Source organism: Amycolatopsis sp. NPDC051061, assembly GCF_040682935.1.
Taxonomy (GTDB): domain Bacteria; phylum Actinomycetota; class Actinomycetes; order Mycobacteriales; family Pseudonocardiaceae; genus Amycolatopsis.
The window spans coordinates 39928-55912 of the sequence record NZ_JBFBBZ010000008.1; the positions used below are offsets into that span (position 1 = coordinate 39928).

The 15985-nt window shown below is 69.5% G+C and carries 11 protein-coding genes and 2 pseudogenes; 6 read left to right on the forward strand and 7 right to left on the reverse strand.

Annotated features, from left to right (window positions below; translation table 11 throughout):
* Positions 1-32 precede the first annotated feature (32 nt).
* The 7 genes and pseudogenes from AB0N03_RS12815 to AB0N03_RS12845 form a co-directional block, all read right to left on the reverse strand.
* Positions 33-1271 (reverse strand): acyl-CoA dehydrogenase family protein, encoded by a 1239-nt coding sequence (locus tag AB0N03_RS12815; protein ID WP_364369769.1) that lies wholly within the window; start codon positions 1269-1271, stop codon positions 33-35.
* Between the two features lie 34 nt (positions 1272-1305).
* Complete coding sequence (locus tag AB0N03_RS12820) at positions 1306-2850, reverse strand: 4-hydroxyphenylacetate 3-hydroxylase N-terminal domain-containing protein (protein WP_364369771.1); 1545 nt, start codon at positions 2848-2850, stop codon at positions 1306-1308.
* Positions 2851-2867: 17 nt separating this feature from the next.
* Entirely contained in the window at positions 2868-3002 is a 135-nt protein-coding gene (locus tag AB0N03_RS12825; protein ID WP_360677136.1) for a hypothetical protein, read from the reverse strand.
* A 184-nt stretch (positions 3003-3186) separates the two neighbouring features.
* Complete coding sequence (locus tag AB0N03_RS12830; RefSeq protein WP_364369774.1) at positions 3187-3642, reverse strand: SgcJ/EcaC family oxidoreductase; 456 nt, start codon at positions 3640-3642, stop codon at positions 3187-3189.
* 50 nt (positions 3643-3692) lie between these two features.
* On the reverse strand, positions 3693-4166 hold the full coding sequence (locus AB0N03_RS12835) for an SgcJ/EcaC family oxidoreductase (RefSeq protein WP_191307076.1): 474 nt from the start codon (positions 4164-4166) through the stop codon (positions 3693-3695).
* Between the two features lie 50 nt (positions 4167-4216).
* On the reverse strand, positions 4217-4477 hold the full coding sequence (locus tag AB0N03_RS12840; RefSeq protein ID WP_364370334.1) for a thiamine pyrophosphate-dependent enzyme: 261 nt from the start codon (positions 4475-4477) through the stop codon (positions 4217-4219).
* Positions 4478-4919: 442 nt separating this feature from the next.
* Positions 4920-6071, reverse strand: a pseudogene (locus tag AB0N03_RS12845) (thiamine pyrophosphate-binding protein); the annotation flags it as partial.
* On the opposite strand from AB0N03_RS12845, the pseudogene AB0N03_RS12850 reads away from it, so the two are divergent.
* From AB0N03_RS12850 to AB0N03_RS12875, 6 genes and pseudogenes are all read left to right on the forward strand, one after another.
* A pseudogene (locus AB0N03_RS12850) lies at positions 5973-6246 on the forward strand (4-hydroxyphenylacetate 3-hydroxylase N-terminal domain-containing protein); the annotation flags it as partial. The pseudogenes AB0N03_RS12845 and AB0N03_RS12850 overlap by 99 nt on opposite strands.
* A gap of 341 nt (positions 6247-6587) precedes the next feature.
* Positions 6588-12422: an SDR family NAD(P)-dependent oxidoreductase gene (locus tag AB0N03_RS12855; RefSeq protein WP_364369777.1), complete on the forward strand. Its 5835-nt coding sequence runs from the start codon at positions 6588-6590 to the stop codon at positions 12420-12422.
* A gap of 2 nt (positions 12423-12424) precedes the next feature.
* Complete coding sequence (locus AB0N03_RS12860; protein ID WP_364369780.1) at positions 12425-12877, forward strand: acyl-CoA thioesterase; 453 nt, start codon at positions 12425-12427, stop codon at positions 12875-12877.
* Positions 12878-12977: 100 nt separating this feature from the next.
* On the forward strand, positions 12978-13463 hold the full coding sequence (locus AB0N03_RS12865) for a flavin reductase family protein (RefSeq protein WP_360677122.1): 486 nt from the start codon (positions 12978-12980) through the stop codon (positions 13461-13463).
* Complete coding sequence (locus AB0N03_RS12870) at positions 13460-13633, forward strand: DUF6222 family protein (RefSeq protein ID WP_364369783.1); 174 nt, start codon at positions 13460-13462, stop codon at positions 13631-13633. Before AB0N03_RS12865 ends, AB0N03_RS12870 begins: the two co-directional genes overlap by 4 nt.
* A 96-nt stretch (positions 13634-13729) precedes the next feature.
* The gene (locus AB0N03_RS12875) at positions 13730-15964 is read left to right on the forward strand and encodes an amino acid adenylation domain-containing protein (protein ID WP_364369786.1); all 2235 of its coding nucleotides are present in this window, start codon (positions 13730-13732) and stop codon (positions 15962-15964) included.
* Positions 15965-15985: the final 21 nt, after the last annotated feature.

The window sequence follows — 15985 nt, forward strand, 5'->3', positions numbered from 1 at the left end:
CCTCCTGATCTCGGCGATAGCGTGTTGTGAGTTCAGCTCGCGATGCCCAGTTCCAGTTGAGCGAGTTCACGGGGGGCGATGGTGGCCAGATAGATGTGCACTCCGGCATGCGTATGCAGGGTCGACATATCCCGCCAGATCCGCTCGAGCCGTTCGCCCGCACGTACGGTGCTGGTCCCGGCGGTGGGAAACAGAATGTCGGATACCGTGTTCCACGCCATCCGTACGACCTCGCGGCTGATGATCGACATCCGGAGCTCCACCTCACGTGGGACATTCCCCTGCTCGGCCGTCTCATGCCATTGCCTCAGCATGTCCGTCATCGCCGCCCGTGCCGCCGCGATGCGTCCAGCCGCTTCGCCGTAACGGAGCTGAAAATCCGGGTCCTCAGCACGCGGTCCGAACGGCGGATACGTGATCGGACGTTCCCGCGTCAGCTCGGCGTAGACATCCAGCGCCGCGGTGGCCATGCCCACGGCCAGCGCGCCGAGCTGGAAGGTGAACGGGGCCACCACGCTGCCGCCGTACAAGGTGTTGCGATGCAACCGAAGCCCCGGCGTTCCCCCGACGACGGAGACCATTCCCATATGCGTACCAGGCAGCGCGTAGTACGCCGGGATATGCGCCTTCTCGACTTTGACGCTGTACGAGCCACTGCCTTTCAGGCCAAGCTGGGAACCCCAGTCGTCCAGCCGCCGCCACTGGTCCCTCGGCACGATGAACATCATCGGCTCGGGCGGTTCTCCTTCCGCTCCCGCGACGAAGGTCTGGCCGACGAAATGAGTGGCGTAGGGCGAGCCGGAGGCATAGCGGAACACGCCGTCCACGATCCAGCCGCCGTCTTCGGCAGGCTCGGCGAAACCGGCCGGCGCGATGACTCCCGGGCAGATGAAGTCACCGCCCGCGAATAGCTCATTCTGCGCTTGTTCGCCATAAAGAGTAGCAATCATATGGGCGTGGGACGCGCCAAAGGTGTACATCCACGCCGTCGACGCGCACCCCCGCGCGAGCCTGGCAACCACCTGCATGTGAGTGTCAATACCGAATTCGTAGCCGCCGTATCGCCGTGGCACCAGTAGCCGGTAGAAGCCGGATTTGCGCAGCAGTTCATGCGTGTCGAGCGCATAGAATCCGCGGGCCTCCGTCTCCTGCTGTCGGTCGACGAGCGTCTCGGCGATCCGTTCGGCGCGGGCCAAGACTTCGTGCTCGGTCAGGCCCGGCTCTGGTGGAAGCGGATAGTCGTTCGCCGAGGTGTCCATGGCGGCTGTCATGTGCTGACCGTCCTTTCATCGAAACATGATCACGTCAGCCAAGTGCGGCGCGGCCTGCCGCGCCGATGTCGGGGAACGAGGCGAGGTCCGGCACCTGCCAGCCGTTCAGGTCATATTCGGCAAGACAGCGGTCGACGAAAGCACGATAGCCGTCGAGCTTGCCGTCGCCGAGTTGCCCACGAAGCAATTCGGTCCTGGTGTTTTCGTGGTTACCGGTATAGTTGCGTTCGTAGAGTTCGTGCCTGCCGCCGAATTCGGTGCCGACCGTGTCCCAGAGCAGTTTCATCACCTTTACCCGCTCGACGGCGTCGACCCCGTTCGATCCGCGCAGGTACTTGTCAAGGTACGGCCGGATGTCATCGTTGTGGAAGTCCTGCGCGCTGGAGTTGAGGTAGATCAGTCCGCTCGCGACATCTTGCAACACGATCTCCCTGATCCTCGCGTAGCCGACCTGGGAGAACCAGCGGTAAGCCATGGCGTAGTCCGGGTTGGGCAGGACGGCGCCACCCCGCCACGGCACCGGGTTCCGCGCTGCCGCGTCGGACAGCCCCCAGAACAGATTGCGCCAAGCGAGCACTTCCCCTAGTCGCGTCTGTACCCCGCGGAAATCGGAGACCCCGGTGATGTCCAGCGCCTTGGCCAGCAGACCGGCGATGAACTCCAGTTTCACCGCGAGCCGCGTACAACCGTGAAACATGGCGCGCTCGTTGAACCCGGAATACCCGGTAAACATGCCGACCTTGGCAGTATCCCCATAGATGAACACGTTTTCCCACGGGATCAGCACCTTGTCCAGCACCAGCACGCTGTCGTTCTCGTCCAGCCGCGAGGACAGCGGGTAGTCGAACGGGCTGCCGGTCAGCGCGGCCGAGGCGGCGTACGACTGGCGGCAGATCAGTTTTTGGCCAGGGGCGTTCATCGGCACGGTGGCGACAATGGCGAACTTGCGGTCTTTGATGGGCAACCCGGTGTGGGCGATGAAGTTGTAATGCGTGAGCGCGGAGTTCGTCGCGACGACCTTCGCTCCGCTCACCACCAGACCGCTGTCGGTCTCCCGCTCGACGTGCACGAACACATCGGCGACCTCGTCCGGCGGCCGGTGCCGGTCCACCGGCGGATGTACGAAGGCGTGGTTCCAGTACAGGACCTTCTCCTGTGACTCCCGGTACCAGCGCTTCGCATTGTCGGCGAACGGGTTGTAGAAGTCGGCGTTCGCGCCGAGCGTGCCGAGGAACGACGCCTTGTAGTCCGGACCACGGCCCATCCAGCCGTAGCTCAGCCGTGACCACGCGGCGATGGCCTGTTGGTCAGCGATCAGATCGGCCGCGCTGTGCGGCGTGGTGAAAAACCGGTGCGTGTAGCCGCCGGGGCCGCCGGCGTCGGTTTCGGTGGTCAGCACGTCCCGATGCTCCGGGTCGTGCAGTGCGTCGTAGAGCCGGGCCGTCATGCGCGCCGGGTTGCGGAACGCGGGATGTTCGGTGACGTCCTTGACTCGGTCGCCATAGAGGTAGATCTCGCGGCTGTCGCGGAGACTTTCAAGATATTCGGCGCCGGTCAGCGGCCGGGTCTGTTCGGTCATCGCGTTCTCTTTGTCTCTCAGGCCGCGGTGCTCTGCGTGGCGTCGACAAGTGCCGCGGGACCGGCGACCGTGGAGATGTCGAAGAGCACGTTGATCGTGATCTCCACCCCGAATTTCGTCCGGATCAGGTCCCGAATGGAATCGGCTGACATCGCATCTCCTGTGCCTGGTTGGTTCTGACGTGCAGCCTCGGTTCCGGCCAGACATGGCGGCGCGGTCCTAGCCGACACCACGGCTGGGCCGCTTTGCTCGCGGTGACGCCACGTGACGCCACCGACCGCCACTTTTGTGGGGATGTCTCCTCAATCCCGATCGAGGTCGAGGAGACACACGCACCTAACTCTTGACAGGGCTCGTCTGCCTCGACATGACCCGCCAGTCGCCGTCCTTCTTGACGAGCACCCACAGCGAGCGGGCCAGCTCTTCCGGTTCGATGCCGTCTTGGCCCTTCTTGACGACACCTCCCTCGGTGACCGCGATCGCTACCGAGTCGGTCAGCAGGCGGACCTCCTTCGGCTCGTCGGTCAGCCGGGTTCCCTGGAAACCACCGGCGAAGGCGTCGGCCAGGTACGCGCGGATCTCCTCACGGCTGCTCAGCTGGGCATCGCCCACGAGCATGCTGCCGTTGTCGACGAACAGGTCGGCGATGGCGTCGGCGTCGTTCGCGTCCCACCCCGCCCGTACGCGCAGCTGCGCGGTCACCACGGCACCCTCGACCCCGTTGGGGTAGGGGCCGTAGTGCGACGCCCACTTCTTCGCACCCTCCACGAGGGCTTCGGCGTTGCTGCTCATTGGTTCGTCCTCCAAGCGAGTCTTGTCAGGTGTTTGCTGATCGCGGCGGATTACCAGCGCAGGGTCGCGCCGCCCCCACGCGGGCTGTTCTGGTAGGCGGCGAGCTGCCACTGGCCGTCCCGCTTCACGACGACCCAGCTCGACAGCACCGCCAGTTCCGGCGCGATCTCGGTCTCCCCGGGCGCGAGAATTCCGCCGTGCGTCCGGAACACGGCGACGTCGTCGGTGACGAACCGAAAATCGACCGGTCGTCCCGTTACGCCCGTTCCCTTGAACGGACCGGAATAAGCGGCCGCCATGAAAGCCTGGATCTCTTCGCGGCCACGCTTGTAGACATCGCCGGGAAGCAGCATCACACCCTCTTCGGTGAACACCTTCGCGACGTCGGTCGCGTCGTTGCGCGACCACGCCTCGACCAGCCGCAGCGGCACGCCAAGGGCTTCCTTCTGCTTCTCGCCGGTGAACTCGCCGTAGTAAGCGTCCAGGGCGTCGCTGGTCGCCTCGGCCTCATGAATCGCGGTCATTGAACGTCCTCTCGAAATCAGGACAGGCACTTCCAGTAATGGCCTGTCGATTATGGTTGCCGGTCACGGGCCCGGCCGTCTCCTCGCTTGCCGATCCGCGTCCGCCCGCAGCTCCGCCAGTCGCCGACGGTGCGTACCGTGGCGACCTCGGCCCCGAACGCGGCGGCCACCCCGGCGAAATCCGTGTCGGGGAACTCGATCGTCCGGGGATCGGCCCCGGCGCCGCCGTAACGGTGCACCTCGAATCCGTAGGCGGCATCGTCGTAGACGACGGCAAGGACCGAACGACGGGAACGGATCAGCGTCTCCAGGGTCGGGAAGCCCCATCAACGCGCCGCCGTCGCCAAGGGCGACCACGGTCAGCCGGTCGGCCCTGCCAGCGGCCGCCCCGACCGCCCCGGCGAACCCGAGACCGATCGTCTGGAAGGCCGAACCGATGAAGATCGTCGCCGCGGGATCCGGCATCGACCAGTACATGAAGGGCCATGCGATGAAGTGGCCTCCGTCGAGCACGACCGTCCGTTCCGCGGGAAGGATTCCAGCGAGCTCCAAGCTCAGCGTGCGCGGATCGATCCGTTCGGTCGTGCTCACGTCCGTGTACGGCTCCTGTGCCCACCCCACTCCGGCCAGCATCGGCTCCGCCACGTCGCGCCAGTCGGTGCGCACCAGTTCGGCCGCGTCGATGGCGTCGAGCAGCGCGGTCGCGGCGTCTGTGGCGTCGGCCTCGATCTCCAGGTTGACACGGGCCACCTCTCGTTGGGGGCCGCTGTCTACTCGGATTACCGTGGCCGCCGGGTCGATCAGCCTGCCGCCGTGCAGGGTCAGGGCGTCGAGCGACGCACCGAAGGCCAGCACCAGGTCGGCCTGCCCGATCAGGTCCGCGGCCACCGGGGACGCGAAACCGCCGCACACGCCGATGGACCACCGGGAGTCGCCGAACAGGCCGTTCGCCATCCCCGTCGTCGTCAGCAGCCCGCCGACCCGCGCCGCGAGGTCCTGCAACACCTTGGCCGCACCCGACCGCCACGCACCCAGCCCGGCGAGCACCAGCGGCCTGCGCGCCGTGGCGAGCCGGTGCAGGACGGCGTCCACTTCCGCCGGCTGGCGTGCGGGCCGGCGGACCGGCTCGCTCACCACCGCCGGTTCCCCTTCGCCGGAACATGCGGCGGAGGCCAGGTCGGCAGGCAGGCACAACATCACCGGGCCGTCCCCGTCGCGGGCGAGCGCCAGCGCCCGTGCCGCCGTCCGCCACACCGGCTCGCCTGCCGTCACGCGGACCGCGCGGGCGCCGATCGCGTCGGCGAATCCGGCCGTGTTCATGTCGAAAGGGCGTGGGCCGCCGGTCAGCGTATCGCCGCAGATGACGATCACGGAGCTGCGATGTTTCACCGCCTCGCTCAACGCCGTGGCGGTGTTGGAAAGACCGGCTCCATGCGTGGTGGCGCAGACCGCGGTCTCGCCGGTGGCCCGGTAGGAGGCGTCGGCCATCGCCATCGCCCCGCCTTCGTGCCGGGCGGCCACGTAGTCGACGCCGTGCCGGATCAGGCCGGCGACGGCGAGGAAATTGCCCGCACCGACGACGCCGAACGCCTGCCGTACGCCGCCACGGGCGAGCTCCCTCACCAGAACGGACACCAGGTCTGTCATGTCCCGCGTCCCATCGTCGACGAATGGCCTATGTGGCACCACGTTCGCAGCACCCACGGAACCGGTGCGTCTCCCTGGCTGCTTCCGGCAGGGCGATCGGCACGAGAAGCGCACGGTCGGAGACGCCCTGGTGAGAACCGTGCTGTGACGCTTGACCACATGAATGGGCCACTGACCGGCGACGAGTACGTCGAGAGCATCCGTGACGGCAGGGAGATCTACCTCTACGGCGACCGGGTGAAGGACGTGACGACCCATCCTGCCTTCCGAAACCCGGTGCGGATGACGGCACGGATGTACGACGCCCCTGCACGACCCGGCCCGGCGCGAGGACCTGCTGCGGCCGGGCGACGCCGTGGACGGGCCGACGCACAGGTTCTTCACCACCCCGCGCAGTGCCGACGACCTGGTCGCCGACCAGCGGTCCATCGCGGTGAGCGTTCCCGAACGCCTCGGCGACCGCGTATTCTCGATTGCTGCCCGCGACAACAGCGATTCTCGCACGGTTCCTGCGCGGCCACGGCCGGGGCACTATCAGAGAAGACGTTTCTTACGGTTACTGGGCATGCTGTCAACAGCGAGTCATCGCAAAGCGTCGCGCTCGGGGTTCCAGCTGCCACGAATCGTGCGTCGCCAACAGGCCGTGCGTTTCGAACGATATGAAAGGTAGTCCATGAGCAGCTTTGACGTTTCGCGCATTCTTGCGAACGCCAGGACGGTGGCCGTATGTCGTGGCGGACGGGATGCGCGAACGGCGGGAATGTGGTGGTCCTGATGGGTGTCGAGCGGGTCGCGATCGTCGGTGTCGGTCTGTGCTATCCGGACGCCAACTCGCCGGGTGAGCTGTGGGAGAACGTGCTGGCGGGGCGCCGGGCTTTCCGGCGGTTGCCGGACGAACGGATGAACAGCCAGGACTACTGGTCACCCGATCCCGATGCCCCGGACCGGTTCTACTCGCGGCAGGCGGCCGTGCTGCGCGACTTCGAGTTCGACCGGGTGCGGTACAAGGTCGCGGGGAGCACGTACCGCTCCACCGACCTGACCCACTGGCTGGCGCTCGAGGTGGCGTCGAGGGCGCTGGCCGACGCCGGACTGCCCGGCGGCGAAGGACTGCCGAGGGAGTCGACCGGTGTCGTGCTGGGCAACACCCTTACCGGCGAGTTCTCCAGGGCCAACCTCATGCGGCTGCGCTGGCCCTACGTCCGGCGGACCGTGGCCGCCGCGCTGGCCGAGAAGGGCTGGGGTGAGGACGAGACGGCGACGTTCCTCGGCGAGCTGGAGCAGCGGTACAAGGCGCCGTTCCCCGGGATCGACGAGGACACGCTCGCCGGTGGGCTCGCCAACACGATCGCGGGCCGGATCTGCAACCACTTCGACTTCAAGGGCGGCGGGTTCACCGTCGACGGCGCGTGCTCGTCGTCGCTGCTGTCCGTCGCGACGGCGGCGAACGCGCTGGCCGACGGTGAGCTGGACGTGGCGCTCGCCGGTGGCGTCGACCTTTCGATCGACCCGTTCGAGGTGATCGGCTTCGCCAAGACCGGCGCGCTGGCCACCGGCGAGATGAAGGTCTACGACCGGGGCTCGAACGGCTTCTGGCCTGGCGAGGGTTCCGGGATGCTGGTGCTGATGCGGGAGAGCGACGCGCTCGCCAGGGGCGCGCGGATCTACGCCTCGATCACCGGCTGGGGAATCTCCTCGGACGGCAAGGGCGGCATCACACGGCCGGAGGTCGGCGGCCACCGGCTCGCGCTGGCGCGGGCCTACGGCCGCGCGGGCTACGGCGTGGAAACGGTGTCCTATTTCGAGGGACACGGCACCGGGACCGCGGTCGGCGACGCCACCGAGATCGAGGCGCTCTCGTCGGCCCGCCGGGACGCGGACGCGAGCGCCGAACCGGCCGCGCTCAGCACCATCAAGGGAAACTTCGGGCACACCAAGGCAGCGGCGGGGGTCGCCGGGTTGATCAAGGCGGCCCTGGCCGTATACCACCAGGTGATCCCACCGGCCACCGGCCACGTCGACCCGCACCCGCAGCTGCTGGCGGAGTCGGCGGCGATGTACGTGCCGCGCGAGGCGGGGCTGTGGCCCGCCGAGCGGCCGGTCCGGGCCGGGGTCTCCGCGATGGGCTTCGGCGGGATCAACTCGCATATCGCCGTCGAGCAGGCCCCCGGCGTGCCGCGGCGCGTGGAACTGGACGACACCACGAGGAACCTGGTCACTGGAAGGCAGGACGCGGAGCTGCTCCTGCTCGACGCGGGCGACCTCGCCGAGCTGCGCGAGCGGATCGAAAAGGTGGCGGGGTTCGTCGGCAAGCTGGCGATGGCCGAGCTGACCGACCTGGCCGGGGCGCTGGCGGGCACGCTGACCGGCGGGGCCGCGCGGGCCGCGGTCGTGGCGAGCACGCCGGACGAGGCCGAGCGCAAGCTGACCCGCTTGCTCAGCACGCTCGAAGGAGGGGCGACCAGTGTTTTCGCCGCCGGTGAGGGCGTCTTCGCCGCGGCCAGGACGAGTGCCCCGCGCATCGCGTACCTGTTCCCCGGGCAGGGCTCTGGCCGGGGTGTCGCCGGCGCGCTGCGGCGCCGGTTCCTCTCGGCCGACGACATCTTCCGGATCGCGAACCTGCCCGAGGGCGGCGACCAGGTGGCGACCGAGGTGGCCCAGCCCCGCATCGTCACCGGCTCGCTCGCGGCGTTGCGGGTGCTCGGCGAGCTCGGTATCGAGGCGGCCATCGCGGCCGGGCACAGCCTCGGCGAGCTGGTCGCGCTGCACTGGGGCGGGGCGATGGACGAGGCGCAGGTGCTCCGGCTCGCCGCGATCCGCGGCAAGGTGATGGCCAGCGCCAGCCACGGCGACGGGGCGATGGCCGGGCTGGCCACCGACCCGAACGGCGTGGAGCGCTTCGCCGACGGCGAAGACGTGGTGATCGCCGGGTACAACGCGCCGAGGCAGACCGTGATCTCCGGCCCCGCCGAGGCGGTGGAAAGGGTGTGCGCGAAGGCGCGGGCCGCCGACGTGACCGCGACGAGGATCAACGTCTCGCACGCGTTCCACTCGCCCGCCGTCGAACCGGCCGCCGAGGCGCTGACCGAGCAACTGGCCGGGTTCGGGTTCGACCGGCTCAGCGGGGCGGTGGTGTCCACCGTGACCGGTGAGGTACTGCACGGCGCCGAGGACCTCGGCGAGCTGCTGCGCGACCAGGTAGTGCTGCCGGTCCGGTTCCGCGAGGCCGCGGCGAAGGCGGCCGAGGGCTGCGATCTCGTGCTCGAGGTCGGTCCCGGCCGGGTACTCGCCGGGCTGCTCGAGTCGATCGCGCCGGGTACCCCGGTGCTGTCGGTGGACACCGACAGCGGCTCGTTGTCGTCGTTGCTTTCCGTCGCGGGCGCGGCGTTCAGCCTCGGCGCGCCCGTGCGGACCGAGACCCTGTTCGAGGGCAGGGTTGTGCGGCCGATCTCGCTCGAAGGCGAGATGACCTTCCTGGCCAGCCCATGTGAGTCGGCTCCGGCGATCGACGCCGAGCTGGTGTCCGCCGAACCCGCCGAGCGGCCAAGGCAGGAAGCGGCCGAACCGATCGGTGGCGGTGGCAGCACGCTGGATCTGCTGCGCAAGCTGGCCGCGGAGCGCGTCGAGCTGCCGCTGGAGACCCTCACCGCGGACAGCCACCCGCTGGACGACCTGCACCTGAGTTCCATCACGGTCGGCCAGCTGGTCAACGAGGCGACCAGGGCGCTCGGCCGCCCGCCGCTGGAGGGCATGCCCAACTTCGCCACCGCGTGCCTCGGTGACCTGGCCGAGATGATCGACGAGCTGGCCGAGACCGAGCAGGCCAAGGACGGGACGTCCGGGGCTGGCGAGGTGCCGGGCGTCGAGCCGTGGGTGCGCTCGTTCGCCGTGGACTACGTCGAGCGGCCGCGCCCGGGCGCCGATCTCGGCTCGGCGGTGGGCGCGACGCACGAGTGGACCGTGTTCGCCCCGGACGGCCACCCGCTGGCCGAACCGCTGCGAGCCGCGCTGGCCAGCGCGGGGGTCGGCGACGGCGTGCTGCTGTGCCTGCCCGCCGACTGCGGTGCCGACCACCTCGGCCTGTTCCTCGACGCGGGCAGGGCGGCGCTGGCCGCACCGACCGGTACCCGGTTCGTCGTGGTGCAGCGCGGGCTCGGGGCCGCCGGGCTGGCCAGGACGCTGCGGCTGGAGGACCCTTCGACGCGAACCACGATCGTTGACCTCGACGACATCGTGCCCTCGGGCGACGCGCTCGCCGACGCGGTGTCCACCGTGGTCGCCGAGGTGGCGGCCACGACGGACTTCGCCGAGGTGCGGTACACCGCCGACGGCAGGCGGACCGTGCCGATGCTGGAGGCGAGGCAGGCGAGGCAGGCGAGGACGGTCGAACCCGGCACGTCGCCGCTCGGCGAGGGCGACGTACTGCTGGTCACCGGAGGCGGCAAGGGCATCACGGCCGAGTGCGCGCTGGCGATCGCGAAGGATTCCGGGGCGAAACTGGCCCTGCTCGGCAGGGCCGACCCGGCCGAGGACACCGAGCTGGCGGCCAACCTGTCCAGATTGGACGCGGCGGGTGTGCGGTACCGCTACGTGCGGGCCGACGTGACGTCGGCCGGGCAGGTGGGCGAGGCGGTCGAGCAGGTGCAGGCCAGCCTCGGCCAGGTCACCGCGGTGCTGCACGGGGCGGGGCGGAACGAACCCGCGGCCCTGGTCTCCCTTACCGAGCAGGGATTCCGTTCGACGGTGGCGCCCAAGGTGGACGGCCTGAAAGCGGTACTGTCCGCTGTGGACGCCGACCGGATCAAGCTGCTGGTGACCTTCGGCAGCATCATCGGCAGGGCGGGCCTGCGCGGAGAGGCGCACTACGCCACCGCCAACGACTGGATGTCCGAGCTGACCTTGCGGTTCGGCCAGGAACACCCAGGGGCCCGTGTGCTGGCGATGGAGTGGTCGGTGTGGTCCGGCGCCGGGATGGGCGAGAAGCTGGGCGTGGTCGAGGCGTTGCAGCGCGACGGCATCACCCCGATCTCCACCGAGAACGGCATCGACGTGCTGCGCCAGGTGCTCGCCGACCCAGGGGCGCCGCCGGTGCTCGTCGTCGGTGGCCGCACGGGCGGGCTGGCCACGCTGCCCATCGAGCGGCCCGAGCTGCCGCTGACCAGGTTCGTGGACAGGGCCGTCGTGCACTACCCCGGGATCGAGCTGATCACCGAGGCCGATCTCGCCGACGGCAGCGATCCCTATCTCGGCGACCATCTGCTCGACGGCGACCTGCTCTTCCCCGCGGTGCTGGGCATGGAGGCAATGACCCAGGTGGCCGCGGCGGTGAGCGGGCGGACGGGCTCGCCGCGGCTGGACGGCGTCGAGTTCCTCCGGCCGATCGTGGTGCCCCGCACGGGCTCGACCACGATCAGGGTGGCCGCACTGGTCCGCGACCAGGACACGGTCGACGTCGTGATCCGCAGCGGGGACACCGGGTTCGGCGCGGACCACTTCCGGGCCAGGCTGCGGTACTCCGGCCCCGAGCCGGAACGGGGCGAGGTCACCGGGGCGCACGAGCTGTCGGCGGTTCCGGTGGACCCGGTGACCGAGCTCTACGGCAGCGTGCTGTTCCAGGGCAAGCGGTTCCAGCGGCTGCTGGCCTACCGCAGGGCGAGCGCGCGGCAGGCGGTGGCCGAGATCTCCACCAGGTCCGAGGCCGCGTGGTTCGCGCCGTTCCTTCCGCAGGAACGGATCCTGGCCGACCCGGGTACGCGGGACGCGATGATGCACGCGATCCAGTGCTGCGTCCCGGACGCGACGCTGCTGCCGCAGGGCATCGAGCGGCTGTACCTCGCCGACCGCGAGCGGCAGCAGGCCCTGGAGTACGTGGTGCTGGACGCGGTGGAGCGGTCGCAGGACGGCGACACCTACGTCTACGACCTCGACGTGCGGGCCCAGGACGGCGAGCTGGTGGAGCGCTGGGAGGGGCTGACCCTGCGGGCGGTCCGCAAGCGGGACGGTGCCGGACCGTGGGTTCCGGCCGTGCTCGGATCCTATGTGGAGCGTGCGCTGGAGCGGGTGCTCGGTGGCCACCGGGCGGTGGTAGTCGAGCCCGACCCCGTCGACGGCGACGTCGGCACGACCGCGCAGCGCAGGGCACAGACCGAGCTGGCCGCGAGCAGGGCGGCGGGCAGGCCGGTGCGGCTGCGCTACCGCCCGGACGGCAAGCCGGAGGCGGACGGGTTCGAGGTCTCGGCCTCGCACACCGCGGGCCTGACGTTCGTGGTGGCCGGTTCCGGCAAGCTCACCTGCGACGCCGAGGCCGCCACCGAGCGCGGCGAACAGGACTGGGCCGGCCTGCTCGGCGCCGAGCTGCTCGCGGTGAGCGACCTGCTCGCCGCCGAGTCGGGCGAGCCGGTGACGGTGTCGCGCACGAGGGTGTGGACCGCGCTGGAGTGCGTCCGCAAGACCGGTGAGCTGACCCAGTCGCTGGCCGTGCACCGGGTGCACCAGGACGGCTGGGCCGTGCTGTCCGCTGGCGGGGCGAAGATCGCGACCTGGGCGACGATGGTGCACGACCGGCCCGCCCCGGTGGTGTTCGCGGTACTCGCGGGAGAGGAAGCCTGAGCATGACGGACTACTACGAGATCCGGCACACCGTCGGGTTCGAGGAGACCAACCTGGTCGGCAACGTCTACTACGTGAACTACCTGCGCTGGCAGGGACGTTGCCGGGAGATGTTCCTCAAGGAGAAGGCACCGACCGTGCTGGCGGAGGTTCGCGACGACCTGAAGCTGTTCACGCTGAAGGTCGAGTGTGAGTTCTTCGCCGAGATCACCGCATTCCACGAGCTGTCCATCCGGATGCGGCTCGAGGAGCTGACCCAGACCCAGATCCAGTTCAGCTTCGACTACGTGCACCTGCACGAGGACGGCGACATCCTGGTCGCCCGCGGCAGGCAGCGGATCGCGTGCATGCGCGGCCCGAACACGAACACCGTCCCGGCCAGGGTTCCCGAGGAGCTGCGTGCCGCGCTCGCTCCGTACTCGGCGAACGCGGCCATGCTGACCGCGAGAGGATGACGTGGCCGACAACGGTTCCGCAGATGGCCATCGGCCGATAGCCAGGTTGCCGCGCCCGCCGACGCAACGGTTGTCGAGGCAGGCCTCGCAGCGCGAGGTGATGGCGCAGTTCGCCACCGGGGTCACCGTGCTCACCGCGGGCGGCCGGGACGGCCACGGGATGACGGCGAACGCGTTCACGTCGGTGTCGCTGGAGCCGCCGCTCGTGCTGTGTTGCGTGGCCAAGGCGGCGCGGATGCACGAGGTGATCATGTCCGCGCGGTCGTTCGCGGTTTCCGTGCTCGCCGGGGACCAGCAGGAGGTGGCGCGGCACTTCGCCGACTCGCGGCGGCCGCGCGGCCGGGCCCAGTTCGACGCCATCGAGTGGGTGCGCGGCCCGCGTACCGGTACCCCGCTGGTCGCCGGTGCCCTTGCCTGGCTGGAATGCGAGCTGGTCAAGGTGTACGGCGGGGGCGACCACTCGATCTTCGTCGGCGAGGTGCTCGAAGCCACTCGCGGCGTGGGTGATTCGGCGCTGCTCTTTCACGGCGGCCGGTTCGAGCACACCGGCACCGTGCCAGCCCACGACAGAAAGGCCATCTCGTGACTACCAACCAGGCCGCGGTGCCCGTCCCGATCGAGCCGAGAACCCCCGAACCGGTTGGCCGGCTCGGCCGGGGCATCGTGTGGAGCGACCTCGTCGCCGAAATGGAACGCGAGTGGGCGCGGCGAGACCGCGAGAACCACGACGTCCGGGAGGACCGGAGGGCCGCCTGATGAGTTCCGACCCGGCCGAGCACTCGCGGCCGCCGGCCGGAGTGCGGGCGGCCCGGCGACGTCGGCGAGCCGGAACCGGAGCAGGCCCCGCCGACGATGGGCTCGCTCAGGCAGCGGCACGGCCTGCTGCGCGCGGAGATCGTCGCGGGGAACCGGAAGGCGGTCGAGCGGCAGCACTCGCTCGGCAAGCGCACCGCGCGGGAACGGCTGGAGCTGCTGCTCGATCCGGACTCGTTCACCGAACTGGGCATCTTGGATAAATGCAATATCGTGGCGCGCCGGAAAATTCGGCATACCACTTCCATTCTATCGACAATTCAGCGACACACTATGCTGGGCGCGTATATTTCGATCGGCGGAACCGATAAACCGATAATGCCGAAGGTAGGGGCGTTTGTCTTGACACGGAAGCCTTTGGGACAGTTGGCCAATTTCTCGCTGTTGTCGGTGGACGACAACGACATGATTGCAGAATCGAACGATACGGCCACGGAATTCGCCGATTCCGAGCGGTTGCTGCACGAATTGTTCCACCGCGCCGCGTTGCGGCACTCCGAAGAGCCGGCGGTCATCCACCCGGGCGGGCAGCTGACCTACCGGCAGCTCGGCGACCGGGTGAACAGGCTCGCCGCCCGGCTGCTCGCGACGGGTATGCGGCCCGGTGACGCCGTCGCGATCGTCATGGACAAGGGGTGGGAGCAGGTCGTCGCCTCGCTCGCGGTGCCCGCGGCGGGCGGGTTCTTCGTGCCGGTGGATCCGCGGGTGCCGCGGGATCGGTTGCACCACCTGCTCGACCACGCGGGCGCCGCCGTCGTAGTGACCCAGCCCTGTCTGGTCGAAGGGGTGGACTGGCCGGACGGCGCCGTCGTGCTGGACGTCCCGGACACCGAGCCGGGCACGCGGGAGCCGGTGAGCACGCCGGACCGGGGCCCGGACGACCTCGCCTACGTGATCTACACCTCCGGTTCGACCGGTGCACCCAAGGGCGTGATGATCAACCACCGCAGTGCGGTGAACACCTGCCTGGACATCAACGAGCGGTTCGGGGTCACCACCGGGGACCGCGTGCTCGCCTTGTCGGCGCTGACGTTCGACCTCGCCGTGTACGACGTGTTCGGCGTGCTGGCCGCGGGCGCGACGATCGTGGTCCCGGCGCCCTCCCCGGCACCGGATCCGGACTACTGGGCGGAGTTGACCCATCGGACCGGGGTGACCGTGTGGAACTCCGTGCCCGCGCTGATGGAACTCGCGGTCGCCGCGGCGCGGCCAGGGGCATTGGCGAGCCTTCGCCTCGTCATGCTGAGCGGGGACTGGATCCGCGTCGGGCTCCCGGCCGACATCGCACGCGCCTGCCCGGACGCCAAGGTCATCAGCCTCGGTGGTGCCACGGAGGCGTCGATCTGGTCGATCCTCCACGAGATCGGTGACGTCGACCCCGCATGGACGAGCATTCCTTACGGGCGGCCGATGGCGAACCAGACCTTCCACATACTCGACAAGGCGATGTCCCCCTGTCCGATCGGTGTGCCCGGTGATCTCCACATCGGCGGGGTCGGCGTGGCGATGGGCTACTGGAATGCCCCGGAGCTGACCGCGGCGAGCTTTGTCGACCACCCCGAGACCGGCGCTCGGATCTACCGCACCGGTGACCTCGGGCGGTACTTGCCTGACGGGACGATCGAGTTCCTCGGCCGGGACGACTTCCAGGTGAAGATCCAGGGTTTCCGAATCGAGCTCGGCGAGGTCGAGGCCGCGCTGCGGCAGTGCACGGGTGTGGCGGACGCGGTCGCGGCGGCCGAGGTTGGCGACGGTGGTGCGCGGCTGGTGGCCTTCGTCCGGGGCGCCGACGGGCTGAATCCCGAGCAGCTGCGTGCGGATATGGGGCGGACGCTGCCCGCGTACATGGTCCCGTCGAGTGTCGTCGTCGTCGGCAGCTGGCCGCTGACGGGGAACGGGAAGGTGGACCGGGCCGCCCTGGTGAGCGGGCACCTCCCGGTCGCGGAGGGCGGTGGGGAGCCGCGGGACGCACTCGACGAGCTGCTGGCCGAGCTGTGGGCCGACACGCTCGACCGGGACGCGGTCGGCACCCGCGACAGCTTCTTCACGCTCGGTGGCCAGTCACTGCTCGCCGCCCGGCTCGTGATGGCCATCAACGCGGTTCTCGACCTCGCGGTGCCGGTCCGGGCGCTGTTCGAGGCGCCCACGGTCGTCGCCTTCCGGGACTGGCTCGAGGTCAAGCCGGAGGTCGACGCAGACGCGCTGCTCGGCACCGCGGAGGCGTTGCTCGCCGACGGGTACGAGATGGACGACGACGAGAGCACGGCTCGATGACCGCCTCACCCAGGAGGCGTC

Coding starts and splice junctions, on each gene's coding strand:
- AB0N03_RS12815 (WP_364369769.1), bottom strand. CDS start 1,271: ATGACAGCCGCCATGGACACCTCGGCGAACGACTATCCGCTTCCACCA.
- AB0N03_RS12820 (WP_364369771.1), bottom strand. CDS start 2,850: ATGACCGAACAGACCCGGCCGCTGACCGGCGCCGAATATCTTGAAAGT.
- AB0N03_RS12825 (WP_360677136.1), bottom strand. CDS start 3,002: ATGTCAGCCGATTCCATTCGGGACCTGATCCGGACGAAATTCGGGGTG.
- AB0N03_RS12830 (WP_364369774.1), bottom strand. CDS start 3,642: ATGAGCAGCAACGCCGAAGCCCTCGTGGAGGGTGCGAAGAAGTGGGCG.
- AB0N03_RS12835 (WP_191307076.1), bottom strand. CDS start 4,166: ATGACCGCGATTCATGAGGCCGAGGCGACCAGCGACGCCCTGGACGCT.
- AB0N03_RS12855 (WP_364369777.1), top strand. CDS start 6,588: ATGGGTGTCGAGCGGGTCGCGATCGTCGGTGTCGGTCTGTGCTATCCG.
- AB0N03_RS12860 (WP_364369780.1), top strand. CDS start 12,425: ATGACGGACTACTACGAGATCCGGCACACCGTCGGGTTCGAGGAGACC.
- AB0N03_RS12865 (WP_360677122.1), top strand. CDS start 12,978: ATGGCGCAGTTCGCCACCGGGGTCACCGTGCTCACCGCGGGCGGCCGG.
- AB0N03_RS12875 (WP_364369786.1), top strand. CDS start 13,730: ATGGGCTCGCTCAGGCAGCGGCACGGCCTGCTGCGCGCGGAGATCGTC.